We start from the raw sequence: 26626 nt of genomic DNA, 5'->3' as shown, positions 1-26626 counted from the left end.
CCCGGCCTCCGGGGCCCTTTTTCATGCCGCCTACAGGAGGAGGCTCCAGGTTTTCTTTTCCATCTCCAGGATGCGGGCCAGGTAGCGCTCCACCACCCCGGGATCCAGCCCCTCCACCTGGCCCTGGGCCATAACCTCCAGGTCAAAGAGCACCGCCTGGAACTCGGGGGCGGACCAGTGCTCGGCCAGCTCCCGCCAGGGGCCATCCCCCTCCACGTGGGCGTTCCAGGCCTCGAGGAAAAGGCGGTTCAGGAAGTAAAAGAAGACCAAGCGGTAAGGATAGGAGAAGCCCTCCATCTCCTGGAGCAGGGCGATGTACTCCTGGCGCACCGGGTGCACCGGCTCCCCGGGATCCGCCCCCTGGGAGAGAAGCCAGTCCAGCTCCTCCACCGTGGCCATGAGGGCCTGGACCAAGGGCGCCCGGTGGGGATGGGGCGCCTCCTTGAGAAGCCCCACCTGAAAGCGGTACAAAGCCTCCACGAAGGGAAAATCCTGCCTCAGCCAGAAGGCGAACCGCTCCTCATCCCAGCGGAGGGGCAAGGCCTTGATCTCCTCCAAGGCATCCGGGCTAAACCCAAAAAGCTCCCTAAAGCGCCCCATACCCTCCCCCCAGAATCCCCTTTCGGGCGTAACCGGTGTGCCTAAGGGCCTCCACCGCCCTCTTGGCCTGGGCCTCGTCCTCGGCCAGACCGAAGAAGGCGCTCCCCGATCCCGACATCAAGACCCCCCGCAACCCCAAGGCCCGAAGCCGGGCCTTCACCGCCTTTAGCTCCGGGTAGAGGCGAAAGGCGGGGCCCTCGAGGCTATTCCAATAGGGTGGCTCCTCCCCCCTCTCCAAGGCCTTCAGGATCTCCTCCACGGGAAGCTCGGGCCCGAAGTCGTGGGGCTTGACCTCCGCATAGACCCTGGGGGTAGGGAGGCGCAACCCCGAGGAGAAGACCACCACGGGCAAAGGGGGCAGGGAAAGGGGCCTAAGCCTCTCCCCTATCCCCCGGGCCTCCGCCACCCCCCCCTGGAGGAAGAAGGGCACGTCGGCCCCCAGGGAAAGGGCCAAGGCGGAAAGGTCCACCTCCGCCGGATAGAGCTCCCGAAGCCCAAGAAGCACCTGAGCAGCATCCGAACTCCCCCCGCCCAGGCCCGCCCCCTCGGGCAGGGCCTTCTCCAGGACGATGCGCACCCCCCCCGGCCAGCCCGCCGCCTCCAGGTAGGCCTGGGCCGCCCGGTAGGCCAGGTTCCGCCGCCCGTACCGCCCCCGGAACTCAATCCCCTCGGGGATGGGCTCCAAAAGGAGCCGGTCCCCGAAGGAAAGGCTGGCGAAGAGGGTATGGAGCTCGTGGTAACCATCCGGCCGCCTCCCCAAGAGGGAAAGGCCCAGGTTCACCTTGGCCACCGCTAGGCGTTCCATATCCGCGCCAAGGCCTCCGCCAGGGGAAGGTCCTCCGGGTAGGTGATCTTGAAGGCGGACCTCTCCCCCTCCACCAGGGCCACGGGGTAGCCCAGGGCCCGCACCAGCTGGGCGTCGTCGGTGGCGGAAAGCCCCCGCCTCCTGGCGTAGGCGTGGGCCTCCCGCAAAAGGGCGGTGAAGAAGCCCTGGGGGGTCTGGACCAGGCGCAGGGCCTCCCGGGGGACCACCTCCCCATACCCTTCCCCTTCCGGCCGGATGAGGGTGTCGGGAAGGGGCAGGACCGGCACCGCCGCCCCGGTGGCGCGGGTGGCCTCGAGGACCCGCCCCACCAGGCTGGGGCTCACGAAGGGCCGGGCCACGTCGTGGACTAAGACCAAGGGAAGGCTCGCCGCCTCCAGGAGACGGGCCACGGACTCCTGGCGGGTCCTCCCCCCCTCCAGGAAGACCGCCCGCAGGCCCCGCGGGGCCTCGGCCCCGGGGGGCAGGGCCACCAGGACCTCCGCCGCCTCCCGGAAGGCCTGGAGGGACCACTCCAAAAGGCTCCTCCCCCCCACCCGCAGGAAGGCCTTGGGCCCCAAGCCCAGCCTTTCCCCGTTCCCGGCGGCGGGGATGAGGACGGAAACCTCCACGCCCCTCATGGTAGCATGGGCCGCGTGAGCGCTTGGGAAGCCCTTCTCTTGGGCCTTGTGGAGGGCCTCACGGAGTTCCTGCCCGTCTCCTCCACCGGCCACCTGACCCTCCTTTTCCACCTCCTCGGACTGCCCATTGAGGAAGACCCCTTCCTGAAGACCTTCCTCATCGCCATCCAGCTGGGGGCCATCCTGGCCATTCTTTTCCTCTACGGAAGGCGCTTTGCCTTGGACCGGGCCCTGTGGCTCCGGATTGGGGTGGCCTTCCTGCCCACCGCGGCCATGGGCTTCCTCCTCTACCCCCTCATCAAGGGGAGGATCCTGGGGGATGACGGCATCGTGGTCTTCTTCCTGTTCGCCGTGGGCCTGGTCCTTCTCCTGGCGGACCGCCTGGCGGAGCAGGCCCGCCATGGGGACGTGCTGGAGCTCCCCCTGGTCCGGGTAGCCCTGATCGGGGTTTTCCAGGGCCTTGCCGCCCTTTTCCCGGGCACCAGCCGGAGCGGGGCCACCATCCTGGGGGGGCTCCTCCTTGGGCTAAAGCGCAAGGCGGCGGCGGAGTTCAGCTTCCTCCTGGCCCTACCCACCATGCTGGCCGCCGTGGGCTACGACCTCCTCAAAAGCGCCCCCCAGGTGCCGCCAGGGGGCTGGGACCTCCTTCTTCTCGGCTTCCTCGCGGCCCTCATCACCGCCCTCCTCACCGTGCGCTGGATGCTTTCCTTCGTGGAGCGCCACGGCTTTAGGCCCTTTGCCTACTACCGCATGGCCCTGGCCCTGGTCTACGCCTACTTCTTCTTAGGCTAGGGCCAGAACCCGGTCTAAGACCTTCAGGAACTCCCCGTAAAGTTCCCGCCGAGCCGCCTCCCCCATGAGGCCCAGCCGCAACACCTGCCCCCGGGTGGGCCCGATCCCCCCGGCCACCGCCACCCCCTGGGCGTACAGGGCCTTGACCAGGCGGTCCGCCTCCATCCCCTTCGGGGGGCGCACCACCAGCACCGTGGGCAAGGGGCTCGCCTTGGGGTAGAGGCTAAAGCCCCTGGCCCCAAGCTCCTCCCGCAACCAGGCATACACCTCCTTGGCCCGCCTTTCCCGGGCCTCCACCCCCTCCTCCAGGGCCACGTCCAAGGCCTCCAGCAGGGCGTAGTGCAAGAGGACGGGGGTGGTGTGGTGGTAGCCGCCCCGCTCCCAGTGCTCCGCCACCCGGGTGAGGTCCAGGTACCAGCCCCGCCTAGCGGTGAAGGCCCGGCGGGCCTCGAGGCTCACCGCCACGGGCGCCAGACCCGGGGGGGCGGAGAGGCACTTCTGGCTGCCCGTGAAGGCGTAGTCCACCCCCATCTCCCGCATGGAGAAGGGGAGCATCCCCAGGGTGGTGACGGCATCTAGAAAGAAAAGGGCCCCGGCCTCCTTGGCCAGGGCCCCGATCTCCCGGGCCGGGTTCAGCACCCCGGTGGAGGTCTCCCCGTGCACCATGGCCACCATGCGGTAGCGCCTGGCCCTCAGGGCCCGGGCCACCGCCTCCGGGTCCACGGGCTCCCCCGGGGGAAACTCCAAAACCGTGGGCTCCAGACCGTGCACCTGGGCCATCTCCGCCACCCGCTGGGAAAAGGCCCCGTTCACCAGGACCAGGACCGGCCCCCGGTCCAGGTTGGCGAGGCCGGCCTCCATGCCCAGGCTACCCGAGCCCGCCAAAGCCGCCAGCAAGGCGCCTTCCCCGGGGTCAAAGAGCCGGGCGAGCCTTTCCTGGATGGCTCGGTTGGTGGCCAGCACCTCGGGGTCCAGATGGCCCCGCATGGGACGGAGAAGCACCTTTTGCACGCGTTCGGGGATGGGGGTGGGTCCAGGGGTCAGAAGCAGCATCTTGCCTCCTTTGCGCCCGTGGGAAGCGGGCATAAGAAAAGCCCCCGCGGCCAGACCGGGGGGGCCCTTCCCGAGGGAAGGGGCCCCCTACCGGATAGCTCGCAGGAGCCTCATTGAGGCCCACTTTAGCCCAAGGCCCCTTTCCTTGTAAAGTGCTACCTGGATGAAGGACTACTACGCCATCCTGGGGGTGAGCCGGGAGGCCACCCAGGAGGAGATCAAAAAGGCCTACCGCAGGCTCGCCCTGCAGTACCATCCCGACCGCAACCCCGGGGACAAGGAGGCGGAGGAGCGCTTCAAGGAGATCAACGAAGCCTACGCCGTCCTCTCCGACCCCGAGAAGCGGGCCCAGTACGACCGGGGGCTTTTGGGGGCGCCGGGGTTCCAGGCGGAGGATCTCTTTGACCTCTTCGCCCAGGCCTTCGGTTTCCGCACCCCTCGCGCCGCCCCCAGGGGGGAGGACCTCGAGGCCCAGGTGGAGGTGGGCCTGGAGGACCTCCTTCACGGGAAGGAGGTGGAGGTAACCTACGGCCGCCTCACCCCCTGCGAGGCCTGCCACGGCCAGGGGGGCAGACGGGTGGTCTGCCCCACCTGCGGGGGAAAGGGCGTGCTGGAAAGCTACCGCCAGGGCCTCTTCGGCGCCTTCGTCACCCGCTCCACCTGCCCCCATTGCAAGGGGCAGGGCCACCTCCTGGCGGAAACCTGCCCCGTCTGCCGGGGCCGGGGCCGGGTGGTGCGGGAGGCAAGGGTCCGGGTAAACATCCCCCCGGGCATGGACGAAAACCACCTCCTGCGGGTACCGGGCCACGGCAACCTGGGGCCCGGCGGCCCAGGGGACCTCTACGTGCGCTTGAAGGTACGCCCCCACCCCCACCTGGAGCGGGAAGGGGCCGACCTCATTTACCGGCTGAACCTCGGCCTGGCCCAGGCGGCCTTGGGCACCCGGGTGGAGGTGCCGGGGCTTTCGGGTCCCATCCCCCTGGAGATCCCCCCAGGCACGGGGCACGGGGAGGTGTTTGAACTCCCCGGGGAAGGCCTCCCCTACCCGGGGGAGTCCAGGCGGGGGGCCCTTCGGGTGGTGGTGGCCCTCTCCGTGCCCAAGCACCTTAGCCCCAAGGCCAAGGAACTCCTTCGGGCCTACGCCAAGGAGGTGGGGGAGGAGGTTGCCCCCGAGGGCTTTTTTGAAAGGCTAAGGGGGTTCTTCCGCAAGTAGGCCCTTTGTGGTATAGTGAGGTATTCCGGGTCGCTATAGGGTGGCCCCTTGGGTCTAAAGCAACCCCTAAGGCCCCGGATGCGAGCCCAAGGGCTCGGAAGAGAAGGAGCAGTATGCAGAAGGGTCGGGTCAAGTGGTTCAACGCGGAGAAGGGTTACGGCTTCATTGAGCGCGAGGGGGACACCGATGTGTTCGTCCACTTCAGCGCCATCAACGCCAAGGGGTTCCGCACCCTGAACGAGGGCGACATCGTCACCTTTGACGTGGAGCCGGGTAAAAACGGCAAGGGCCCCCAGGCGGTGAACGTCACCGTGGTGGAGCCGGCCCGCAGGTAAAGGGCAACCTGGACCGCCGTGGGGAAAGCCCACGGCGGTTCCCTTTTGGCAAACCCATCCTCCCTTTCTCAGACCAAAGCCGGTAGCATGGGAGGGATGCGGACCCTCAACCTGAGCCTGCGCCCGGTCCTTCCCCTGGACGCACCCCTTCTGCACCAGCTCTTCCTGCGAAGCCCCGGGTACTTCGCCTTGATCGGTATGGAACCCCCGGCCCTGGAGGACGTGGCCCGGGACCTGGCCACCCTGGAGCAGGACAAACGCCGCCGGGCCTTTTTCCTCCTCCTGGAAGGGGAGGTGGTGGGCTACCTGGACTACAAGCTCCACTACCCCGAACCCGAGGACGCCACCCTAAGCCTCCTCCTCATCCGGGAAGACCGGCAAGGACAGGGCCTGGGGCGAAGGGCCCTGGAGCACCTCTTAGACCACCTGACGGGGGCCGAGCGGCTTTATGCGGTGGTCTACGGCCACAACACCCGGGCCAAGGCGTTCTTCCGGGCCCAGGGCTTCCGCCACGTGAAGGACGGGGGCCCCACCCTGAGCTGGTACGTGCGGGAGCTGTAAAAAAACCCCGCCAAGGTTTCCACCCTGGCGAGGGCCCCAAGCCCCTTGGGCCAAGGGCTTACCCCTTAGCCCAGCCCAGCCAGCTTGCGGTTCTTCTCAATGTAGGACTTCCACTGCTCGGGAACGTCCTCCTCGGGGAAGATGGCGTTCACCGGGCAGGCGGGCACGCAGGCCCCGCAGTCAATGCACTCCTCGGGGTGGATGTAGAACTGGTCCCCCCCGTCGTAGATGCACTCCACCGGGCAGACCTCCACGCAGGACTGGTCCTTTACGCCGATGCAGGGTTCGCAGATCACGTGCGGCATCCTTCACCTCCCGAGCTACCGCTCCCCCCTATTTTAGGGCAGCAGGCCCTTTGTCAAGCGCCTAAGCTCCCAGGTGCCGGAAGAAGGCCTCCCGGGAAATGGCCCCCAGGACCTCCTCCCCCTTCACCACCAGGACCAAGGGTTGGCGCAGGAAAAGAGGGGAAAGCTCGCTCATCGCCACCTCGGCCTCCACGCTGGGCACCTCCTCCAGGGGCAGGATGTGGTCGGAAAGGCCCAAAAGCCCCACCGGACGCCCCTCCTGCACCAGAAGGGCCACCCCCCGGCCCTCGTAGGCCTCGAGGGCCTCCACCCGGGGCAACGGCCTCGCCAGGCGGCGGGCCGGGGTGGGCCAGATGAGCCCGGCGGTGAGCAGGGTGGTGCAGGGCACCCGCACCGCCTTCTTGGCCACGTAGAGGGCAAAGGTTAAGGAGAGGAGAAACCCCAGCCCCTCCAGGAGCCCGGTAAGGTTAAAGTCCTCCCACCCCAACCGACCCCCACCCCCGAGGAGGGAGTGGAGGAGGTAGGAAAAGAGAAGGCCCAGCACCAAGGCGGCCAGATAGGCGAAAAGCCCGGCCAGGCGGAGCTCCTTCACCGTGCGCATGGGCTTAGCTTACCAGCTCCTCCTCCCGGTCCACGTCCACCCCCACCTCGGGGTAGGGGGTGATGAGGGCCCTGGCCTCCACCCCCAGGATCCTCCTGGCCCTCCTTTCCAGCTCAGGAAGGGTAAGCCGGCCCAGGAGAAGCTTCAGGAGGATATCCAAGCCGATAAGCCGGGCCAGGGCAAGGGGCTTCTTCCTAAGGGCCACCACCTTTTTGGCCAGGGGCAGGGCCTGGAAGAAAAGCCCCTTGTCCAAAAGCACCAGGTTCCCGCCGGTGAAAACGCCTTCCCGAAGACGGGCGTAGGTGCGGCGGGTATGGGGAAAGCGGGCCTCCACCACCTCCTTGGGCACGATGGGGTAGACCAAAGCGGCCTCCGGGGCCCTTTCCAGCACAAAGCGCACCGCCTCGGGGGTAAGGTGGGGGATATCGGCGGTGGCCACCAGGACCCGGCCCTCCACATGCCCAAGGGCCGCCTCCAGATTGCCAAGCAGGCTGCCGGCGTCGGGGAGGGTGAGGCGGGGGGCCGGGGTTAGCCCCGGGTTCTCCCCCACATAGACCACGGAAAGCCCCGCCTCCGCCAAGGCGGAAAGCACCCACTCCGCCATGGGCCTGCCCCGATAGGGCACCAGGGCCTTGCTCCTGACCCCGTACTTCCCCGCCCAAGCCTCCTCGCCGCCTCCCAGGACGATGGCCTCCACCCCCCCATGCTACCGTGAGGGCATGGGAAAGGGGCTTGCCCCTTTGGGCCTCTTCCTTGGGTTTGGTTCGCCGCCCTGCTGGCTGGGGGGCTTTACCTGGTGGTCCTCTCTACCTGGCCTGGCGGAAGGCCCCGGGAGGAGGATGCCGCCCCACGGGGAGGCCGCAGCAAAGGAGCCAAGCCGCCCCGGCCTGAGGCCGGGGCGGCCCCCTTCGCCCCCTAAAGGGGCCTAAGGGTGAGGCGCAAGACCTGGTTGCCCGTGACCTGGACCTCCTGCACCAGGGTACGGTACCCCGGGGCCACCAGGGTGAGCTCGTGGTTCCCGAAGGGCGCCTCGAGGCGCAGGTAACCCCCCTTGGCCAGGCCCACCTCCTGCCCGTCCAGGAAGACCCGGGCCTCCACGTTCAGGTAAAGCTCCAACACGGCCCGCACCGGGATGAGCTCCACGTAAAGCCTCAGGGACTCCCCAGGGCGCACCTCCACCTGCGCCCGGTACTCCGCATACCCGGGGGCCAGGACCCGCACCTCGTGGAGGCCCGCCTCCAGGCTCATCCGTAAGGGCGCCCGGCCCACGAGGCGGCCATCCACCTGGACCTCGGCCCCCTCGGGCCTGGCCTCCAGGTAGAGCTCCCCCGTGCGGATGGGCCTAAGGCTGGCGGAAAGCCGGGTCTCCCGGCCCCTTTCCACCCGCACCGTGGCCCGGTAGGGCTCGTGGCCCGGAAGCCTAAGCTCCACCTGGTAAGTCCCCTCGTCCAGGACCAGGCGCAAGGGGGTGCGGCCCCGCAAGGTGCCGTTCACGTAGGCCTCGGCCCCCGTGGGGCTGGACTCCAGGAAGAGGGTGCCGGTGCGGGGCAAGGGGGTGAGGCGCACGTCCAGCCTCGAGGTCTCCCCCCTCCGCACCTGGACCGTGGCCCGGTAGGGCTCGTAGCCCGCAAGCCTAAGCTCCACCGTATACCGCCCCTCGGGCAGGCTCAAGGAAAGGGGCGTACGGCCCCTGAGGGCCCCCTCCACGTAGACCTCGGCCCCGGAGGGGCTGGAGGTGACGGCCAGGGTTCCCTGCCTGGGCTCCGGCACCAGCTGGGCAAAGACCTGGACCCTTTCCCCCGGCTTGGGGTTCACCGTGACCCGGTAGGGCTGGTAGCCGGAAAGCCTGAGCTCCACCTCGTGCCGGCCAGGGTTCACCTGGAGGGTGACCGGGGTGCGCCCGGAAAGCCGCCCATCCAGGTAGACCTCCGCCCCGGTGGGCCTGGAGTCCACCGCCAGGGTGGCCGTGGCGGGGGTGGAGGGGGGAGCCGTCACCCGGCCCACGAAGTAGCGGGCCACGTCCGTGACCCAGTCCTTGTCGGGGATGGGCTCAATGACGATGGAGAGGGCCCTGGCCAACCCCTCGGCCCCCTGCACCCGCACCCGGCTCCCCTCCACGTCCAGGATCTCCCCCAGGGAAAGGGGCCTGCGGCTCGCCACCGCCAGGATGCGGTCCTCCCCCTCGGGGCCCGTCACGGTATAGCGGTAGCGGGCCCCTTCCGGGGGGAAGCGCCGGGTCTCCCCGGCCCGGAGGAAGTTATTCCGCTCAAAGGCGTTGGGCAGGATGGGATCAATCCTGCCGTCGGCATTGATGTTGAAAAGGTAGACGTAGGCATCCTGGTTCACGTTCACGTAGATGAAGATGGGCTCACCGATCTGGTATAGGGCGGTGCCCCGCTTCCCCGGGTCCTTGTCCACCCAGACCCTCACCTGAAGGTCGGTGGGCACGGGGTTCACGATGATCCCCTGGGGGCTTATCTGCTGGGCCAAGGCCGCCCCCAAACCCAGGATGGCCAAAAGCAGTTTCCGCATATCCCTCACCTCCACTCCCAGGCTAAAGCTTCCCTGTGAAAATCCTGAGGGAAAAGGCCCAAGGCCCCTTAAGACTCGGCGTAGGCCCCCAGGGCGCGGAAGCGGCGGTAACGGTCCTGGTAAAGCTCCTCCGGGGAAAGCCCCTTGAGCTCCTCCAGGGTCCTTAGGAGGGCTTCCTTGATGTTCTGGATGGCCCCAAGGGGGTCCTTGTGGGCCCCGCCCTCGGGCTCGGGGACGATGGCGTCCACCACCTTCTGGGCCAGAAGGTCCTGGGCGGTGAGCTTCAGGGCCTCCGCGGCCTTAGGGGCCTCCTTGGCGTCCCGCCAAAGGATGGCGGCGCAGGACTCGGGGCTGATCACCGAGTACCAGGCGTTTTCCATGATGAGGACCCGGTTGGCCACCCCGATGGCCAAGGCCCCCCCGCTTCCCCCCTCCCCCAGGATGAGGGCGATGGCGGGCACCCTTAGGCGGCTCATGCGCTGGAGGCTTTGGGCGATGACCCAGGCCTGGCCCCGCTCCTCCGCGGAAACCCCGGGGTAGGCCCCGGGGGTGTCGATGAAGGAGATCAAAGGGTAGCCGAACCGGTCCGCCAGGTCCATGAGGCGCATGGCCTTGCGGTACCCCTCGGGGTGGGGCATGCCGAAGTTGCGCATGAGGTTCTCCTTGGTGTCCCGCCCCTTCTGGTGGCCCACCACCACCACCTTCTGCCCCTCCAGATAGGCAAGCCCCCCCACGAGGGCGGGGTCGTCGGCGAAGGCCCGGTCCCCGTGGAGCTCCAGGAAGTCCTGGAAGGCCTTCTCCAGGACGTCCAAGGTGGTGGGCCGGCCCGGGGCCCGGGCCAGCTGCACCCGCTGCCAGGCGGTGAGGTTGCCGTAGACCTCCCGCTTGAGCCGGGCCAGGCGTTCCTCCAGGAGGCGGATCTCCGCCTCGAGGTCCACCCCCGTGGTGCGGGCCGTCTCCTTGAGCTCGGCGATGCGCTTTTCCAGCTCCAGGATGGGCTTCTCAAACTCCAGCGGCATAGGGCACCCCAGGGTGCAGGTGGCGGAGGACCTGGACCACCTCGGCCTTGAGCCGCCTGCGGTCGGTGACCCGGTCCACCATCCCGTGCTTCAGCAAAAACTCCGATCGCTGGAAGCCCTCGGGGAGCTCCTGCCGGATGGTCTGGCGGATGACCCTGGGCCCGGCAAAGCCGATCAGGGCCCCGGGTTCGGCGAAGATCACGTCGGCCAAGGCGGCGAAACTGGCGGTAACCCCCCCGGTGGTGGGGTCCGTGAGGACGGAAACGTAGGGCAGGCGTTTTTCCCAAAGGCGGTCCAGGCTCATCACCGTCTTGGCCATCTGCATGAGGGAAAGGGCCGCCTCCTGCATCCTGGCCCCCCCGGAGGCCGCCACGATCACCAAGGCCCTTCCCTCCGCCGCCGCCCTCTCGGCCCCCGGGCGATCTCCTCCCCCACCACGCTCCCCATGGACCCGCCGGCGAAGGCGTAGTCCATGACCAAAAGGACCGCCGGCACCCCGCCGATGGTGCAGGTACCCCCCAGGATGGCGTCCTGGCGGCCCGTCTCCTCCTGGTAGGCCCTAAGCCTTTCCGCATAGGGCTTGGTGTCCACGAAGCCCAAGGAATCCAGGGGCCTAAGCCGGGTGGTCTCCTGGAAGGTGCCGGGGTCGGCCAGCATCTCCACCCGCTCGGGGGCGGGCAGGCGGTGGTGGTGGCCACACTTGGGGCAGACGTACAGGTTCTCCCGGAACTCCTTCTTGTAAAGCTGGGCCCCGCAGGCCTCGCACTTGGTCCAAAGCTCGGGGACGTCCCGGTTCTCCCCGCTGGGCCTTTTTCTTCGGAAAAGCCGCTCTAAGGCCACGCTACGCCTCCTTGGGGGCCTCGAGGGCCCTGGTCTCCCCCGCCAGGCTCTGGCCGATGAAGACCGCCCCCGCCTCCACATCCAGGGCCTGGGCCCGCACCGTGCCGGTGAAGCGGGCCGTCTTGGAGAGGCTGACCTTGGCCGCCACCAGGTCCGCCTTCACCTCCCCGTGGATCTGGGCGCTCCCTGCCTCCACCCGCCCCCCTTCCACCCGGCCGGTGCGGCCCACCTCCAGCTCCCCTTCCACATAGACCGAGCCCTTGACCAGGCCGTCGATGCGCACCTGGCCCTTGGCCTTCAGGTCCCCCAGGACCTCGGTGTCGGGCCCCAGGTAGGTGAGGGTCCCCGCCTGTTTCCTCCCCAGCATCCGCCCCATTTTAACGGGAGGCCCAAAGGGGGTCCAGGTAGGGCCTGGGGTCCACCGGGGTGCCATGGCGGTAGACGCTAAAGTGCAGGTGCGGCCCCGTGGAGCGGCCCGTGGAGCCCACGTACCCCAGGACCTGCCCCTTCTCCACCCTCTGCCCGGGGCGCACCACCAGGCGGGAGAGGTGGCCGTAGAGGCTCTGGTACCCTTCCGCGTGGTCCAGGAGGACGGCCAGGCCATAGGCCCCCATCCAGCCGACTCGGGCCACCACCCCGCTTCCCGTGGCGTAGACGGGGGCCCCGTAGGGAGCGGCGAAGTCCAGCCCATCGTGGAACTCGTACCCCGGGCCAAAGGGGTTTTTGCGCACGCCGAAAAAGGAGGTGACCCCCTCATGCCCCCGCAGGGGCAGGCCCCGGGGAAGGCTTCGTTCCACCTCCAGGGTCCTTTCCAGGGCCGGGACCACCTCCCTAAGCTGGTTCCTCAGGTCCAAGACTTCGGCCCGCACCTCCCCCCAGAGGGCCAAGTCCTCCGCGGCCCCACCCCCCTTTCCCCCCTCCTGGTAGCGCACGGGAAGGGCGTTCAGGGGGGAAAGCCCCGCCCGGCGGCGGAGCTCCTCTATGGCCTTCCTGAGGGCCTCCAGCTCCTTCTGGGTACGCTTGGCCTCCTCGGTGAGGGCGCCGTTTTTGGCCCTCTCGGCCTCCAGGGCCAGGGAAAGCCTTCGGGCCTCCTGGGATAGGGCCTGGAGGCGGGTTTCCAGGGCCCGGGTTTCCCGGCTCCTCTGCCAGAGGTAGAGGTTGGCCCCGGTCCAGAGGGTTAGGAGGACCAGGAGGAGGGCCACCGCCCACCCCGGCAGGGACACCGCCCGGCTTCCCCCGCCGCTTCGGGCCAGAAGAAGGGTATAGCGCACGGGCCTCCTCGCCTGCCGCTTCATCCAAAGGAGTATACCCTACCCCGCCCCCCTGCCCCTCAGGGCCAGGCCTCCAGGACCAGGGGCAAGGGGTTGGGCTCCTCCCCCAAGCGGAAGGCCTCCCTTAGATGGGCCAAGGCCTCCTCCAGGCCCTTCCCCCGGTGGTAGACCAGGGCCAGGGCCTCCCCCTTGGCCACCCGGTCCCCCGGCTTTTTCAAGAGGTGGACCCCCACCCCGTGGTCGATGGCCTCGCCCTTCCTCCTTCGCCCGCCCCCCAGGGCCAGGACCGCCAGGCCCACCCGGTACGCGTCCACCTCGCGCACCACGCCCTCCTCCTCCGCCCGCAGGGGAAGCTCCTCCCCCAGGGGAAGCAGGGAGAAGTCGTCCACAACCCGGGGGTTCCCCCCTTGGGCCTCGAGGAAAGCCCGGAACTTCTCCAGGGCCTCCCCGCTCTCCCAAGCCCGGTGGGCCAGGCCCGGGTCCAGCCCCTCAAGCCTTAGGGCCTCCTCGGAAAGGCGCAAGGCCACCTCCAGGAGGTCTTTAGGCCCCTTGCCCTTGAGGGTTTCGATGGCCTCCCTCACCTCTATGGCGTTCCCTACCGCCCGGCCCAGGGGGGAGTCCATGCGGGTGAGGAGGGCCCTCACCCTGCGGCCCGCCCCCTGGCCGATCTCCACCATGGCCTTGGCGAGCAGCCTGGCCTCCTCGAGGGTCTTCATGAAGGCCCCCGTGCCCACCTTCACGTCCAGGACGATGCTCCTGGCCCCGGCCGCCAGCTTCTTGCTCATGATGGAGCTGGCGATCAAGGGGATGCTCTCCACGGTGGCCGTCACGTCCCGCAGGGCGTAAAGCTTCCCGTCCAAGGGGGCCAGGTCCGGGCTTTGGGCGGCGATGACCAGGCCGATTTGCCTGGCCCTTTCCATGAACTCCCCCTCCGTCATCTCCCCCCGCCAGCCGGGCACCGACTCCAGCTTGTCGATGGTCCCCCCGGTGTGGGCCAGGCCCCGGCCCGACATCTTGGCGAAGGTGCACCCACTGGCCGCCAGGATGGGGCCCACCACCAGGCTCACCTTGTCCCCCACCCCCCCGGAGGAGTGCTTGTCCACGGGGTGGGGCAGGTGGGAGAGGTCCAAAACCCTTCCAGAATAGGCCATGGTTTCCGTAAGCCAAAGGGTTTCCTCCCGGTCCAGACCCCTCAGGAAGGCGGCCATGAGCCAGGCGGAAACCTGGTAGTCCGCCACCTCCTCCCTCAAGTAGCCCAGGAGAAAGGCCTTCAGGTCCTCGCGCCGGTGCTTGAGGCCCTCCCGCTTCTCGCGGATGAACTCCACGGGGTTCATGCCCCCATGCTACGCTAGGGCCATGGCCCAGCGGTACCGCTTCGGGATAGAGGAGTTTGAGCGGGTTTTCCAGGGGGTCACGGGGGTGGAGCTTCTGGACGGGGAGGTGTACCAGATGAGCCCGATCGGTCCGAAGCATGCGGAGACGGTGGCCCGTCTGACCGCCAGGTTTGCCCAGGCCCTAGGGGAGAAGGCCCGCATCTGGCCGCAAAACCCTGTGCGCCTGCCCCCGGGCTCCGAGCCCCAACCGGACCTGGCCCTCCTTCGGCCCAAGGACTACTGGGAGGCCCTTCCAACCCCCGAGGATATCCTGCTTCTGGTGGAGGTGTCCGAGTCCAGCCTGGAGTATGACCGGAACATCAAGCTTCCCCTTTACGCCCAAGCGGGCATCCCCGAGGTCTGGATCCTGGACCTGGGGGAAAACCGCCTCCACATCTTCCGCCACCCCAAGGAAAACCTCTACACGGAGCACCGTATCCTCCTCCCGGGCGAGGAGGCCCGACCCCTCCACTTCCCTGGGGTGCGCATCCCCTGGCCTTGAAGGATGGGTAGACCCCCCCTCTCCACCCCGCAAGAAGCCGCCCATTGCCTGGGCATTTCCGTGACCGCCTTTCGATCCCTCCCGCTTCCTCAACCGCCACCCCTGGCCCAACCGTGCCGGAGGTGGCCTTGCGGGTTGCCATGGCCGAGCTTGGGGCCTTGGGCCCTCGTCCTCGGGGCGGTGCTTCTACAAAGGACAACGGGCTGGCCACCCCAAGCGGCCGAAGCCGTCGCACGAACCCACGCTCAAGCTGATCGCTTTCTAAATACGACCCCGCCTCCCCTGGTCGCTTAGTAGGCCTGCCCCGTGGCCTTGGTGAGGAGGAGCCGGAACTCGTGGGGGCTGGTGGCGGCGGAAAGGGCATCCTCCAGGGAGATGAGCCCCTGGGTGTAGAGCTCCACCAGGTGCTGGTCAAAGGTGTGCATCCCGTGGATGGAGCCCTCCATCATGGCCTCCTTGATCTGGGGGGTCTTGTCCTCGTCCTTGATGAGCTCCCGCACGTACGGGGTGGCGATGAGGACCTCGAGGGCCAGCACCCGCCCCTTCCCGTCCGCCCGGGGTAAAAGCCTCTGGGAAAGGATGCCAAGCAGGGACTCGGCAAGGAGGATGCGCACCTGCTGGTGCTCGTGCAAGGGGAAGAACTCAATGATGCGGTTGATGGTCCTGGCGGCATCCAGGGTGTGCAGGGTGGAAAGCACCAGGTGCCCGGTCTGGGCGGCCATGAGGGCGGCCTCCACCGTCTCCTTGTCCCGCATCTCCCCGATCAGGATCACGTCGGGGTCCTGGCGCATGGCGTACTTGACCCCGGAGTAGAAGCTGTCCGTGTCCAGCCCCACCTCCCGCTGCACCACCAGGCTCTTCTTGTGCTTGTGCAAAAACTCTATGGGGTCTTCTATGGTGATGATGTTCTTGGCGTAGTGCAGGTTGATGTGGTCGATGAGGGCCGCCAGGGTGGTGCTCTTCCCTGAACCCGTGGGCCCGGTGACCAGGATGAGCCCCCGCTCCTTGGCGGCCAGTCCCTCCATCACCTCCCGGGGCAGGCCCAAGGCCTCAAAGCTGGGGATCGCCTCGGAAACCACCCGCATCACCAGGCCGAAGCTTCCCCTTTGCCGCATAAGGTTGCAGCGGAAGCGGGCCACCCCGGGGATGGTGTAGGCGAAGTCCATCTCCTTGCGGTACTCCACCTCCTCCCACTGCTCCGGGGTGAGGAGGGCCTTGGCGATGGCCTCCGTGTCCTTGGGGGTAAGGGGCCGGTTGCCGAAGGGGCGGAGCTTCCCATCCACCCGGATCACCGGGGGGGCCCCCGCCTGCAGGTGGATGTCCGAGGCCCGGGCCTGGACCATGGCCTTGAGCATCTCCAAGAGGCTCTGCTTACCCTCCTGGGGGGAAGCCTCGCTCATGGGTACACCTCCAGGTTATCGATCAGGCGCACCTCGGGGAAGCGGCCGGCAACGATCCCCCGGGCCCCCGGCACCCAGTCGGAAAGGGGAAGGAGGGTTTCCGGGTGCACCAGGGCCAGGTAGTCCTTGCGGAACTCGGGCACCTCGGCCAAAACCCCCTCCCCGGCCCGCAGGGCCTCGGCCACGCTCCCGCCCGCCCGGGCCACCACCCGCATGGCCACGAGGGCCCGGTAGAGGAGGTTGGCCTTCCCGCGGGTTTCCGGGGAGAGGTAGACGTTGCGGCTGGAAAGGGCCAGCCCATCCTCCTCCCGCACCGTGGGCACCCCCACCACCTCCACGGGGAACCCCAGGTCCCGCACCATCTTGCGGATCACCAGGAGCTGCTGGTAGTCCTTCTCCCCAAAGTAGGCCCGGCTTGGCCCCACCAGGAGGAAGAGCCTGGCCACCACCGTGGCCACCCCCTGGAAGTGGCCGGGGCGCACCGCCCCCTCCCAAAGGGCCGTGAGGGGACCCTCCACGCTGACCCGGGTGGAGAAGCCCGCCGGGTACATCTCCTCCACGCTGGGGGCGAAGAGGAGGTCCACCCCCGCCTCCGCCAAAAGGGCCCGGTCCCGCTCGAGGTCCCGGGGGTAGCGGTGGTAGTCCTCCCCGGGGCCAAACTGCAAGGGGTTCACAAAGATGGAAACCGCCACAAAGGGGTTTTCCCTCCGGGCCCGCTCCACCAAGGCCAGGTGGCCCCGGTGGAGGTAGCCCATGGTGGGGACGAAGCCCACCCCCTCCTGGGGTAGGGCCTGCCTCAGCTCCGCCACGGTGCGCGCCACCTTCACGGGGCCCAGTATACTTTCCCCGTGGGCAAGAAAAAGCGCGAGGAAAAGCTTAAGAAAAAGCTCCTGAAAGAGTGGGAAGAAAAGCGGCCCAAAACTTTTCGCGAGGCCCTAAAGTACTTTCCTGGGGTCTTTTTGCGCACCACCTTGGTGATGGTGGGCGCAGTGGCCGTGATCCTTATGGTCAACCTCCTGGGCTTGAAGGTGGCTCAAAGCTTCTGGTTCCAGCTTCTGGTGTACCTGGGCTTTTACCTGGCCTTCCAGCGCTTCATCATGGGGCCTCTAGCCCCGCCCCGGATAAAATGAGGGCAGATGGCTGAACCCGCGGAGGTCCAACGCCCCATGACCCTCGAGGCCTACCTGGAGGAAGAGGCCCAAAGCCCCGTGCGCCACGAGCTGGTCCGGGGTTTCCCAAGGGCCATGGCCGGGGCCAGCCGCCGTCACAACCTCCTGGTGGTGGCCCTGGTAGCGGCCCTTTTCCCCAGGGCCCGGGAGAAGGGGTGCCGGGTCCATGCGGAGACCTTCAAGCTCCAAGTGGCTCCCGACACCGTCTACTACCCCGACCTCATGGTGGTTTGCGCTCCTCCCGGAGAAAACCCCTTCTTGGAAGAACACCCCTGCCTGGTCCTGGAGGTCCTCTCCCCTTCCACGGAGGCCCAGGACCGCTGGGAGAAGATGCGGGCCTATTTGGGCCTGAAGAGCCTCCAGGCCTATCTGCTCCTGGACCCCGAACGGAAAGGCCTTGAAGGGTATTTCCGCGAGGGAAAGGGCTTCAGCCTAAGGCGCTACGCCGGGGGCCAGGTGCCCCTGCCCTGCCTGGACACCTCCCTAGACCTCGAGGCCATCTACTCGGCCCTGGACTAAGTGCCATGGCCCCAGAAAAGCCCCCGGGCAAGCCCCTTCCGCTTTGGCGAAGCCACCTTGGTGCACGGGCCTTGGGGCCCAGGGCCTGTCAAATCCTCTTGGCGTCCGCCCAGAAGCCTTCCAGGTCGTAGTACTCCCGGGCCTCCGGGGTCATGAGGTGGACCACCACCTCCCCGTAGTCCAGGACCACCCAGCGGGGGCTCTGCCCCTCCGTGGGCCGGGGGCGAAGGCCCTCCTCCTCCAGCTTCTCCTGCAGGTGCCGCTCCAGGGCCTGGAGGTGAGGGGTGCTGGTGGCGCTGGCCAAGACGAAATAGTCCAGGCTCTCCGAAACCGCCCTCAGGTCCAGGGCCACCACGTCCTCCGCCTTCTTTTCCCAAAGGAGATCCTTGATCCTCGCGATCAGCTCCACCGCCTCCAGGGTCTTGACCATCTGGCCTCATTGTAGCAGGTCCTTCCCGAGCTCCACCACCACCCCAAGGACCGGCCGGTGAGGGACAAGGAGGGGCAGGTGGAAGAGCTCGGCAAAGTAGCTTCCCGCCTCGAGGCTTTGGGCATAGACCGCACTCTGGACCACCTCCGCCTCCTCCCCTTGGGCCTCAACCCCTTCCCGGGCGAGGAACGCCTGGCCCCAAAGGACGAGGCCCCTTTCCCCCCTAAGGCGCACGGGCACCTTGGGCGGGGAGGAAGGCACAGCCCCTCCCAAAAAGGGGGCCAGGACCTGGGCCCGGGCCTCCTCGTCCACGTGGAGGAAGGTCCCCGCCCCCTCCCGGGTGGGCAGGGTGGCCAGGGAAAGCCTCAGGCCCCGCACCCCGGGCAGGTACCCCAGAATCTCCTCCAGGGAGAGGTCGGTGTCCAGCTCCCGCCAGGTTTCCCGTAGGGCCAGGGCCAGGGCCGGCCAGGTGCGGGGGTCCTGGGCCCTCTTGAGCACCTGGCCGAGGACCCCCTTGATGCGGTCCAAGCGGGCGTAGTCCCCCAGGGCGTCGTGGCGGAAGCGCATGTACTTCACCGCCTCCTCCCCATTCAGATGGAGCCTTCCCGCGGGGAAGTCGATGAAGAGCTTGGCCGCCCGGTCGGTGTAACGCATGGGCCTCTCCAGGTGGACCTCCACCCCCCCCACCGCGTCCACCACCCGGGCCACGCTCCCCAGGGTCAGGACCAGGTGCCTCTCGGCCACCAGGCCCGTGGCCTCCTCCACCGCCCTCTTCAAAAGCTCCGCCCCCCCGCGGGCGTAGGCGGCGTTGATCTTGCCCCCCACCAAGGGGCTATAGAGGTCCCGGGGAATGGCCAGGGCCTGGACCTCCCTTCCCCTAAGGCGCACGTAGAAGATGGTGTCCGTGCGGCTTCCCGGGCCACAGGGGGTGTGGTAACCGCAGTACTCGATGTCCCGGGCCGCCACCACCACCCCAAGCTCAGGGAGGGCCCCCACCCGCTTCCCCCGCACGGGCCTTTCCTCCGTCCCCCGGGGCCAGGAGAGGACAACCCCCAGGGCGAAGAGGCTCAAGGCCAGGAGGAGGAAGGAGAGCCTAGGGCGCATGCCAAAGGCCCTGGTACACCGCCAAGGTTCTGGGGTGGACGGGGATGCCCTTGGCCTCCAGGTACCTCACCTTTTTGTCCACCGCCTGGCGGTAGGCCTCCAGAAGGTGCCCCGAAAGGGCCAGGTGGCGGATCTCCTCGTTCACCCCCCGGCCCGGCTCGGAGACGTCGGCGATGTAGAGGGCCATGCCGATGCCGTTTGCCGGGTCCACCCCGTACACGTGCCCCTCCACCGCCTCCAGGACCTCGAGGTCCCCCACCCCCCAGGCCTCCGCCAACCTGCGGGCTGCCCGGCCGTGGAGGGAAAGGGGATGGGCCTCCTCCACCTCGTTTTCCGGAGGGGCCAGGCGGCGGAGTTCCTCCAGGGGCAGGTCCCGGGCGGCATCGTGCAAGATCCCCGCCAGATAAGCCCTTTCCCCGTCCAGGCCGTTTTTCTCCGCGATCTCCCGGGCCAGGGCCGCCACCCTCTGGATGTGCGCCCACCGCTCGGGACGGACCAGGGCCTGGACCCTTTCCATAAGCTCAGCGGTAGAAACCGTGCTTTTCAAGGTACACCTCCACGGGCCTGGGCAGCCAGAAACGGACGCTCCTCCCCTCCCGGATGCGCCTGCGGATCTCGGTGCTGGATATCCCCACCTCCGGGACCAGGAGGGGCACCACGGGCACCGGCATGGCCTCCAAGGGGTAGCCGGGCCGGGCCACCGCCACCAGGGTGGCGAGCTCGGGAAGCCTTTCCCCATCCTTCCAGGTGAGGACGTCCCGGTAGGCGTCCGCCCCGGTGATGAAGAAGAGCTCGTCCCCTGGGAAAAGCCTCCGGGCCTCCTCCAGGGTATCCACGGTGTAGCTGGGCCCAGGCCGGTCCAGCTCGAGGCGGGAGGCAAAGAAGCGCTCCTCCTCCGCCGTGGCCAGGAGGGCCATCTCGTAGCGGGCCTCCGGGGGGGCCACCGGGGTCTTGTGGGGGGGGCGGGCGGCCACCACGAAGAGCACGCGGTCTAGCCCCAGGGCGCTTGCGGCCTCCTTTGCGGCCAGAAGGTGCCCCAGGTGGATGGGGTCAAAGCTGCCGCCGAAAAGACCGATGCGCAAGGCTAGCCCTCCGGTATGTACTCAAACTCCCGCTCCCCGATCCGCACCAGGTCCCCCGCCCGCACCCCCTTGGCCCTGAGGGCCGCCTCCACCCCGTGGCGCCGGAACACCTCCTGGAGGTAGCCCGCCGCCTCGGAAAAATCCCCCTTAAGCCGCCTCAGGTACCGCTCCAGGGCAGGGGCACGCACCTCATACACCCCCTCCTCTAGGGGTACCACCTCCACCCCGGCCTCCACCACCCCCTTGGGCGCGGGCTTGGGAAGCTCGGGGGCTGGAGTGGCCTTCACCAGGCCCAGGAGGGCCTCCTTGAGGGCCACGAGCCCCTCCCCCGTGAGGGCGCTCACCGGCAAGACGGGAAGCCCCTCCCGGGCCAGCTCCGCCACCTTAGCCCCCACCTCCTCCGGGGTGAGCAGGTCCACCTTGTTGAGGGCGATGAGGCTGGGACGCCGAAGGAGGCCTGGGTCGTAGGCCCCCACCTCCTGGCGCAGGGTACGGAAGACCTGGAGGGGCTCCTCGGCGGCGTCCAGCACATAAAGGAGCACCCGGGTGCGGGCGATGTGGCGCAGGAACTCTAGGCCCAAGCCCCTGCCCTGGCTCGCCCCCTCCACGATCCCGGGGATGTCCGCCAGGGTGAAGCGCTCCCCCTCCACCTCCACCACCCCCAGGTTGGGGCTCAAGGTGGTGAAGGGGTAGGGGGCGATCTTGGGGTGGGCCCGGGTGGTGGCGGCAAGGAGGCTGCTCTTGCCGGCGTTGGGGTAGCCCACAAGCCCCACGTCGGCAATCAGCATGAGCTCCAGCCTTAGGCGGCGCCTTTCCCCCTCCTCCCCCGCCTCGGCGAAGCGGGGGGCCTGGCGGGTGGGGGTGACGAAGTGGGCGTTGCCCCGCCCCCCTTCCCCTCCCCGGGCCACCAGGAGGACCTGGCCCTCCTCCGTGAGGTCCCCGAGGAGCTCCCCCGTGTCCGCATCAAAGACCCGGGTGCCCCGGGGCACCTCGATGTAGAGGTCCCGCCCGGCCCGGCCGTGCTGGCCGCTTCCCCGGCCGTGCTCCCCATCCTCCGCCTTATAGGTGCGCTTGGAAAGCTCCGAAAGGGAGTCCACGCTCCCCCTGGCCCGCAGGTAGACGCTTCCCCCCCGCCCCCCATCCCCCCCGTCCGGCCCCCCTTTGGGCACGAACTTTTCCCGGCGGAAGGAGACGGCACCGTCGCCACCCCGGCCGGCGGCGACGGTGATGAGGAGAAGGTCTTGGAACATCCGGGCACGCCTCCTTGGCCTACGCCAAGGGGCGCACGCTCACGAAGCGGCCCAGCCGCCCCTTGTCCTGGAACTCCACCACCCCGTCCACCAGGGCAAAGAGGGTGAAGTCCCGGCCCATGCCCACATTCTTCCCGGGCTTGAACTTGGTGCCCCGTTGGCGGACCAGGATGTGGCCCGCCTTCACCACCTGACCCCCGTGGCGCTTGACCCCAAGGCGCTTCGCCTGGGAGTCGCGGCCGTTTTTGGTGGAACCCAAACCCTTTTTATGCGCCATGGCTCACCCCTGGATTTCCTTGATGAGGATCTCGGTGTAAGGCTGGCGGTGCCCCTTCTTCCTGCGGTACTGGACCTTGGCCTTGAAGCGGGAGACGGTCACCTTCTTGCCCTTGCCGTGGCCCAGGACCTCGGCCACCACCTTGGCGCCCTCCACCACCGGCGTACCCACCACCGTCTTCTCCCCCCCGAGGAGGAGGACGGGAAGTTCCACCTGGCTGCCGGGCTCCGCGGAAAGCTTCTCCACCCTTAGCTTCAGCCCAGGCTCCACCCGGTACTGCTTGCCGCCTGTCTTCACGATCGCGAACATGGCCTCCCCTTCCTAAGGGCCCCAAAGGGGGCTACCGGTCTTCCACTATACCTAACCCGGCCTCTTCCTTCAAGCAAGGCCCTCAGCCAAGCCCCGCCCCCAAAGCCCTAGGGGCAGGGGCGCCCTACCCACCCCGGCCCCTACCCCGCCGCCTCGGTCCTGGGCGCCCGCAGGGCCTCGGCCAAGAAGGCCGCCATCACCCCCAGCACAAGCCCCAAAAACACCGCCAGGGCCAGGATCAAGGCCCGCTTGGGCGCCACCTTCTCGTACACGGGGAAAGCCGGGGCGATCACCTGGGCCAGGGCATTTTGGGAACTGGCCAGCTCAATCTGCAAGTCCGTCTTCTTCTGGGAGAGGGCCAGGTAGGCGTTCTTGGCCAGCTCCAGGGCCTGGTTCACCCGGTCCTGCTCCACCTGGGCCTTGGCCACCCGCTCCCGCAGAAGGGCGATGCGGGCCTCCACCTGGGCAATGCGGGCCTCGAGGGCCGCCTTGCGCGCCAAAAGCCTGGCTTCCTCCGCCTGGGCATCAATGAGGACCGAGCGCAGCCGCTGGTACTCGGGGTTGGGGTTATCAAAGGCCAGATCCTGGGCGGTGAGGTTGGCGATCTGGTCATAACGGGCCCGGAAGGCCTCATAGGCGGCCTTCTTGGTGTTGTACTCCAGGAGAAGGGACTCCTTTTCCCTCTCCTGAGAGGCGATCTGGGCCCGCAGGCCTTGGATGCGGCGCTCGTACTCCTGGGCGTTCTGTTCCAGCGCCCGGAGCTCCGCCTCCAAGGCGGCCCGCTCCGCCTCGAGGGCCACCACCTCGTCCCGGAAGCGGAGCACGTCCGGGTTCACCTCCCGAAGCCGCAGCTCCGGCTTGCCCGCCAACCGCTTCAGGTTCTCCGCATACCGGTACACCGCATTGTAAATGTCCCGCGCCACGTCCAACTCCGTGGCCAACCGCGCCCGCCTCGCCTCCTCCTCCGCTATCCGCTCCTGCAAAGACTGCACCTCCGGCTCAAGCCGCCTCACCTCGGCAGAAAGCGCCTCCTCCTCCGCCAAAAGCGCCGCCAGCTGAATCTCCAGGTCAATTATCTGATCCCGGAAGCGGAGCACGTCCGGGTTCACCTCCCGAAGCCGCAGCTCCGGCTTGCCCGCCAACCGCTTCAGGTTCTCCGCATACCGGTACACCGCATTGTAAATGTCCCGCGCCACGTCCAACTCCGTGGCCAACCGCGCCCGCCTCGCCTCCTCCTCCGCTATCCGCTCCTGCAAAGACTGCACCTCCGGCTCAAGCCGCCTCACCTCGGCAGAAAGCGCCTCCTCCTCCCGCTCCAAAGCCCCCAGGTCGGCGCGAAGGTCCAAAGCGGTGAAGAGGAGCTTTTGGTGGGTGGGGTTCAGCTCCTGATTCTTGAGCTTCAGCCCCACCAGGGCCTGGAGGTCACCCCCCCGGGCTATGGCTGCCGCCACCGCGGGATCGGCCACCACTTCCCTTTCCAAAGCCAGAAGCTTGGGCTCCTTGGCAAGCTCTGCCTCCGCCTCGGCAAGCCGCTTTTGGAGTATTGCCCGCTCGGTGGGGATCTTCTCTAGGCGCTGCCGGATGCTGGCCACCCGGTCGGCAAAACCCCCAAGCTGCTGCTTCAGCACCGCAAGCTGGCTCTCCCGCTGGTACGCCTGCCACGCCGCCTCCGCCGCCTTAAGCCGGCCATCCGCCTCCTTTAGGCGCTCCGCCACCAAGGCCTCCGCCTCGGCCACCGTCAACCCCGCCACCAGGTTCTCCAGGGAAAGATTCGGAAGCTCAGCCTTGAAAGCCTCAAAACGTTGGCGGGCAACCCCCAAGGCCTCCTGAACCCGCACCCTCTCCGTAAGAATAACGTTAAGCCGCTGCCGGATGCTGGCCACCCGGTCGGCAAAACCCCCAAGCTGCTGCTTCAGCACCGCAAGCTGGCTCTCCCGCTGGTACGCCTGCCACGCCGCCTCCGCCGCCTTAAGCCGGCCATCCGCCTCCTTTAGGCGCTCCGCCACCAAGGCCTCCGCCTCGGCCACCGTCAACCCCGCCACCAGGTTCTCCAGGGAAAGCCCCGGAACCTGCGCCTTGTATTCCTCCAGGCGGGCACGGGCCTCCTTGAGGCGGGTGGCGTTCACCGCAAGGTCCTTTTGCAAGGCCAGACTCCGGGAGCGGGCGGAAGCGTAAGCCTCGGTGTAAGCGGAAAGCTCCGCCTGCCACACGGGGATGCGCTCCTGGCGCTTAAAGACCTCCAGGGTCTGCGCCGCCCGAACGTAGGCCTGCCGGGCCCGTTCCGTCTCCCCCTTGAGGTTCTCCTGCGCTTCCCGTAACCGCTTGCCGATGATGGCCAGCTGCTCTGGGCTGGTCCCGATGGGTACCAAGGAGGCCTGCTTCCGGGCCTCGGCCTCCAAAGCCGCCACCCTGCCCTGCACCGCCGCCAAGTCCCGCTCCAAAGCGGAACGCTCCTGGTCCAGGCTCACGCGCTCCGCCGTTTTGGACTCCAGCTCCGCCTTGTCCTGGGCCAGGGTGGAGGCACGCTGGAAGGCCTCCCAACGGGCCTGGGCCTCCCGGTACGTCCTCTCGGCGGGGAGGATCTGCTCCTCCAGGGCCTTCAGGTTGGCCTCGAGGCGCCGCAGAGGGATCCGGTTCACCCGTTGGGTCACCGCCTCCGCCCAGAGGTTGGCCGTCCTAGCCGCCACCTCGGGGCTTGGCGCCTGCACGGTCAAGGAGGCCACCACCGGGGGCACCTGCCCCTGGGGCACCACCTGCTGCCGCGGGGATTCGTTCTTGATTTTAAAGTCCTTCACCATACGCTCTAGGCCCGGGGTGCCCCCCTGGTCCTGCCAGGCGGTGGGGAGCTTCCTCTCCCTCTTCAAGGCCTCCCAGACCTCGCGGGTAACCTCCTCCGAAAAGGCAATGGCCTTCAACCCCTCAAAGGTGAGGAGGTTTTGCCCCTGCACCTGGATGCGCTGCTCCAGCTGGGCCTGCACCTGGACCGGGGCCACGTTCACCGTGGCGGTGGAGGCGTAGCGGGGCTCGGCGATAAAGAAGGCGTAGATGAGGGCCACCGTAACCAGTACCAAGGGTAAGGAGACGACTAAGCGGCGGTGTCGCTCAAGAACCGCCACCAAATCCCGAAGGGAAAACTCCTCCTGAGGCGCCTGAAGCATACTCGGGCCAGTATACCCTCAATGTGCTCCCTTGGAGGTCAGAACCACCCAAACCGTACGTGCCAAGATGTAAAGGTCCAACCAAGGGGACCAATTACGAACATAGTACGCCTCCAGAGCAACCCTTTCAGCAAATTCAAGCTGGTTCCTACCCATTATCTGCCACGGCCCTGTCAACCCGGGTCGCACACTACAGTAGAGCTTCGCTAAAGGTCCGTAGTAAGCCTCCAGCTCTTCGTGGAAGGCCGGACGAGGTCCTACTAAACTCATATCCCCGCGTATTACGTTCCACAGCTGGGGTAGCTCGTCCAAACTCATTTTGCGAAGGATTTTGCCTACTACTGGCAAAAGCCGTGGATCGTTTTTCAGCTTGCGAAACTTTTGCCATTCCTCTTTGGCCTTTGGATCTTTTTCCAAAAGCACCTTCAACCTTTCTTCGGCATCCAAGCTCATGGTGCGCAACTTCCAAATGCGGAAAGGTTTGCATCCGTACCCAATACGCTCCTGGGAAAATAAAACGGGCCCTCTGTCAACAAGCTTAATTAAAAGTGCCAATACAGCCATAAGCGGCAAGCTAGCCAAAAACAAGGGTACGCTTATACCCAAGTCCATGGCACGTTTTATAAATTTATTCTGAGCAAAAAGCAGATTATTTCTCATTTCCAAGCCTAAAATCCCCCCTAAATCTCTCACCGAGACCCAAAGGCTCTGGGTTTCCAGCAGATCTGGCACCAAGACCACTTTGGGAAAGGGAAGACCCTCCAAAAGCTCCAATAAACGCTTCCGACCCACCCCTGGCATGGCTAGAACAGCCGTTCTCACCCCCTCCTGGACCCACCCCCCAGCTTCCGCAAGGGCGCCCAAGACAGGCAAGCCCTCTATCTGCTTCTCCCACTTCGTGGGATCGTCGTCCAAGAAACCAATAGGCTTCAGTCCCAGGGCCCTTTCCCGAAGAAGCGCTCGAGCCACCAAGGCTCCCGTCCTGCCCGCCCCAAGGATGAGAACCGGTGTGCCCCACAGCTCCAGACGCACCAATCCTTCACGCGCCAACGCCTCAAACAGGGAGGGTAAGACCAAGGCAAAACCCAGGGCTAGGAGCAAGACCCCTCTAGACCACCCCTCCCTTAAGAAAAGCCACTCCCAGGCGATAAGGGCCAGGAACATCAACAGGGTGACCAGCACCTTCCGGCGTATTCGCTCCACAGGGGGAAGCCCGTACCCTGGGTAAAGGCCTGCCAGGGCGTAGCCCAATGGAAATAGAAGGAGGGCGAAGGAAAGGGAACTTGAGGGAAAAAAGAGCCGTAAGAGTTTATTGCTGTTGAACAAAAGCGTATCCAAAGCTTCTCGGAGGACGTAGGCGAATAGAAGTGAAAGTTCCAAGGCCAAAAGGTCCACCACCAGCAACCCCAAGAGCACGGCCGCCCCCTTCCCTAAGCGCTTCGCAATCGGCTCCCGCCGGGGAATTCTCAAAACCCGTTCTTGCTGCAC

Annotated in this window: 30 protein-coding genes and 1 pseudogene; 7 read left to right on the top strand and 24 right to left on the bottom strand. The window is 67.3% G+C overall.

Translation table 11 applies throughout. The features are described 5' to 3' along the window. Positions 1-30: 30 nt before the first annotated feature. From BS74_RS01885 to ispD, 3 genes are read right to left on the bottom strand one after another with little or no spacing between them, the layout of a single operon-like run. The gene (locus BS74_RS01885; RefSeq protein WP_038055566.1) at positions 31-600 is read right to left on the bottom strand and encodes a TenA family protein; all 570 of its coding nucleotides are present in this window, start codon (positions 598-600) and stop codon (positions 31-33) included. Next, entirely contained in the window at positions 587-1405 is an 819-nt protein-coding gene (gene ispE, locus BS74_RS01880; protein ID WP_038055564.1) for a 4-(cytidine 5'-diphospho)-2-C-methyl-D-erythritol kinase, read from the bottom strand. Before ispE ends, BS74_RS01885 begins: the two co-directional genes overlap by 14 nt. After that, complete coding sequence (gene ispD / locus BS74_RS01875) at positions 1393-2043, bottom strand: 2-C-methyl-D-erythritol 4-phosphate cytidylyltransferase (RefSeq protein ID WP_038055562.1); 651 nt, start codon at positions 2041-2043, stop codon at positions 1393-1395. Before ispD ends, ispE begins: the two co-directional genes overlap by 13 nt. Positions 2044-2058: 15 nt before the next feature. Here ispD and BS74_RS01870 point away from each other — a divergent pair, with 15 nt between their 5' ends. After that, positions 2059-2835 carry an undecaprenyl-diphosphate phosphatase gene (locus tag BS74_RS01870; protein ID WP_483855296.1) on the top strand — a complete coding sequence of 259 codons (777 nt, stop codon included), beginning with the start codon at positions 2059-2061 and terminating at the stop codon, positions 2833-2835. Here BS74_RS01870 and BS74_RS01865 read toward each other — a convergent pair. After that, positions 2827-3888 (bottom strand): aminotransferase class V-fold PLP-dependent enzyme, encoded by a 1062-nt coding sequence (locus tag BS74_RS01865; protein ID WP_038055556.1) that lies wholly within the window; start codon positions 3886-3888, stop codon positions 2827-2829. The two genes, BS74_RS01870 and BS74_RS01865, sit on opposite strands and share 9 nt — an antisense overlap. Before the next feature lie 163 nt (positions 3889-4051). Between BS74_RS01865 and BS74_RS01860 the strand changes: the two genes are divergently transcribed. From BS74_RS01860 to BS74_RS01850, 3 genes are all read left to right on the top strand, one after another. Next, positions 4052-5101 carry a DnaJ C-terminal domain-containing protein gene (locus BS74_RS01860; protein WP_038055554.1) on the top strand — a complete coding sequence of 350 codons (1050 nt, stop codon included), beginning with the start codon at positions 4052-4054 and terminating at the stop codon, positions 5099-5101. A gap of 113 nt (positions 5102-5214) precedes the next feature. Further along, positions 5215-5436 carry a cold-shock protein gene (locus tag BS74_RS01855; RefSeq protein WP_014516375.1) on the top strand — a complete coding sequence of 74 codons (222 nt, stop codon included), beginning with the start codon at positions 5215-5217 and terminating at the stop codon, positions 5434-5436. Between the two features lie 87 nt (positions 5437-5523). After that, complete coding sequence (locus BS74_RS01850) at positions 5524-5997, top strand: GNAT family N-acetyltransferase (RefSeq protein ID WP_038058743.1); 474 nt, start codon at positions 5524-5526, stop codon at positions 5995-5997. Positions 5998-6062: 65 nt separating this feature from the next. Here the strand turns inward: BS74_RS01850 and BS74_RS01845 are convergent, their stop codons facing one another. From BS74_RS01845 to BS74_RS01805, 9 genes and pseudogenes are all read right to left on the bottom strand, one after another. After that, a complete protein-coding gene (locus tag BS74_RS01845; RefSeq protein ID WP_015716251.1) occupies positions 6063-6302 on the bottom strand; it encodes a ferredoxin in 240 nt (79 codons plus the stop codon). A 61-nt stretch (positions 6303-6363) separates the two neighbouring features. After that, the gene (locus BS74_RS01840; protein WP_038055552.1) at positions 6364-6903 is read right to left on the bottom strand and encodes a hypothetical protein; all 540 of its coding nucleotides are present in this window, start codon (positions 6901-6903) and stop codon (positions 6364-6366) included. A 4-nt stretch (positions 6904-6907) separates the two neighbouring features. Beyond that, the gene (locus BS74_RS01835; RefSeq protein WP_038055550.1) at positions 6908-7600 is read right to left on the bottom strand and encodes an NTP transferase domain-containing protein; all 693 of its coding nucleotides are present in this window, start codon (positions 7598-7600) and stop codon (positions 6908-6910) included. 218 nt (positions 7601-7818) lie between these two features. Continuing rightward, entirely contained in the window at positions 7819-9435 is a 1617-nt protein-coding gene (locus BS74_RS01830; protein WP_038055547.1) for a PEGA domain-containing protein, read from the bottom strand. A gap of 68 nt (positions 9436-9503) precedes the next feature. Next, positions 9504-10454, bottom strand: a complete 951-nt coding sequence (locus BS74_RS01825) for an acetyl-CoA carboxylase carboxyltransferase subunit alpha (RefSeq protein ID WP_038055545.1) — start codon at positions 10452-10454, stop codon at positions 9504-9506. Further along, positions 10438-11294: pseudogene (gene accD / locus BS74_RS01820) on the bottom strand (acetyl-CoA carboxylase, carboxyltransferase subunit beta). The gene BS74_RS01825 and the pseudogene accD overlap by 17 nt, the downstream one beginning before the upstream one ends. A 1-nt stretch (position 11295) precedes the next feature. After that, positions 11296-11661 (bottom strand): bactofilin family protein, encoded by a 366-nt coding sequence (locus BS74_RS01815; RefSeq protein WP_038055543.1) that lies wholly within the window; start codon positions 11659-11661, stop codon positions 11296-11298. A 10-nt stretch (positions 11662-11671) separates the two neighbouring features. Further along, positions 11672-12589, bottom strand: coding sequence for a M23 family metallopeptidase (locus tag BS74_RS01810; protein WP_038055541.1), 918 nt, complete (start codon positions 12587-12589; stop codon positions 11672-11674). A 35-nt stretch (positions 12590-12624) separates the two neighbouring features. Continuing rightward, a complete protein-coding gene (locus BS74_RS01805; RefSeq protein ID WP_038055539.1) occupies positions 12625-13899 on the bottom strand; it encodes a thymidine phosphorylase in 1275 nt (424 codons plus the stop codon). A 22-nt stretch (positions 13900-13921) separates the two neighbouring features. Between BS74_RS01805 and BS74_RS01800 the strand changes: the two genes are divergently transcribed. Further along, positions 13922-14440: a Uma2 family endonuclease gene (locus BS74_RS01800; protein WP_038055537.1), complete on the top strand. Its 519-nt coding sequence runs from the start codon at positions 13922-13924 to the stop codon at positions 14438-14440. Between the two features lie 290 nt (positions 14441-14730). Here BS74_RS01800 and BS74_RS01795 read toward each other — a convergent pair whose 3' ends face one another. After that, complete coding sequence (locus BS74_RS01795; RefSeq protein WP_038055535.1) at positions 14731-15840, bottom strand: type IV pilus twitching motility protein PilT; 1110 nt, start codon at positions 15838-15840, stop codon at positions 14731-14733. Further along, positions 15837-16667 carry a pantoate--beta-alanine ligase gene (gene panC / locus BS74_RS01790; protein ID WP_038055533.1) on the bottom strand — a complete coding sequence of 277 codons (831 nt, stop codon included), beginning with the start codon at positions 16665-16667 and terminating at the stop codon, positions 15837-15839. Before panC ends, BS74_RS01795 begins: the two co-directional genes overlap by 4 nt. A gap of 21 nt (positions 16668-16688) precedes the next feature. Between panC and BS74_RS01785 the strand changes: the two genes are divergently transcribed. Both BS74_RS01785 and BS74_RS01780 read left to right on the top strand, forming a co-directional pair. Further along, a complete protein-coding gene (locus tag BS74_RS01785; RefSeq protein ID WP_038055531.1) occupies positions 16689-16970 on the top strand; it encodes a hypothetical protein in 282 nt (93 codons plus the stop codon). Positions 16971-16976: 6 nt separating this feature from the next. After that, positions 16977-17528, top strand: coding sequence for a Uma2 family endonuclease (locus BS74_RS01780; RefSeq protein ID WP_038055529.1), 552 nt, complete (start codon positions 16977-16979; stop codon positions 17526-17528). An 88-nt stretch (positions 17529-17616) separates the two neighbouring features. On the opposite strand, the gene rsfS is transcribed toward BS74_RS01780, so the two are convergent. The 9 genes from rsfS to wbaP form a co-directional block, all read right to left on the bottom strand. Then, complete coding sequence (gene rsfS, locus BS74_RS01775) at positions 17617-17958, bottom strand: ribosome silencing factor (protein ID WP_038055527.1); 342 nt, start codon at positions 17956-17958, stop codon at positions 17617-17619. A gap of 6 nt (positions 17959-17964) precedes the next feature. Beyond that, the gene (locus BS74_RS01770) at positions 17965-19062 is read right to left on the bottom strand and encodes an LCP family protein (RefSeq protein WP_038055525.1); all 1098 of its coding nucleotides are present in this window, start codon (positions 19060-19062) and stop codon (positions 17965-17967) included. Further along, the gene (gene yqeK / locus BS74_RS01765; protein WP_038055520.1) at positions 19052-19609 is read right to left on the bottom strand and encodes a bis(5'-nucleosyl)-tetraphosphatase (symmetrical) YqeK; all 558 of its coding nucleotides are present in this window, start codon (positions 19607-19609) and stop codon (positions 19052-19054) included. The genes BS74_RS01770 and yqeK overlap by 11 nt, the downstream gene beginning before the upstream one ends. After that, positions 19584-20144, bottom strand: coding sequence for a nicotinate-nucleotide adenylyltransferase (gene nadD / locus BS74_RS01760; RefSeq protein ID WP_038055518.1), 561 nt, complete (start codon positions 20142-20144; stop codon positions 19584-19586). The genes yqeK and nadD overlap by 26 nt, the downstream gene beginning before the upstream one ends. A gap of 2 nt (positions 20145-20146) precedes the next feature. Beyond that, a complete protein-coding gene (obgE, locus tag BS74_RS01755; RefSeq protein ID WP_038055516.1) occupies positions 20147-21394 on the bottom strand; it encodes a GTPase ObgE in 1248 nt (415 codons plus the stop codon). A 19-nt stretch (positions 21395-21413) separates the two neighbouring features. After that, entirely contained in the window at positions 21414-21671 is a 258-nt protein-coding gene (gene rpmA, locus BS74_RS01750) for a 50S ribosomal protein L27 (RefSeq protein WP_038055514.1), read from the bottom strand. Between the two features lie 3 nt (positions 21672-21674). Further along, complete coding sequence (gene rplU / locus BS74_RS01745) at positions 21675-21980, bottom strand: 50S ribosomal protein L21 (protein ID WP_038055512.1); 306 nt, start codon at positions 21978-21980, stop codon at positions 21675-21677. A 140-nt stretch (positions 21981-22120) separates the two neighbouring features. Next, positions 22121-25138 (bottom strand): Wzz/FepE/Etk N-terminal domain-containing protein, encoded by a 3018-nt coding sequence (locus BS74_RS12915; RefSeq protein ID WP_038055510.1) that lies wholly within the window; start codon positions 25136-25138, stop codon positions 22121-22123. An 18-nt stretch (positions 25139-25156) separates the two neighbouring features. Continuing rightward, entirely contained in the window at positions 25157-26626 is a 1470-nt protein-coding gene (gene wbaP, locus BS74_RS01735; RefSeq protein WP_185747672.1) for an undecaprenyl-phosphate galactose phosphotransferase WbaP, read from the bottom strand.

This window comes from Thermus amyloliquefaciens, assembly GCF_000744885.1.
GTDB classification, from domain to species: Bacteria; Deinococcota; Deinococci; order Deinococcales; family Thermaceae; genus Thermus; species Thermus amyloliquefaciens.
This window is presented reverse-complemented; position numbering and strand designations above follow the sequence as displayed.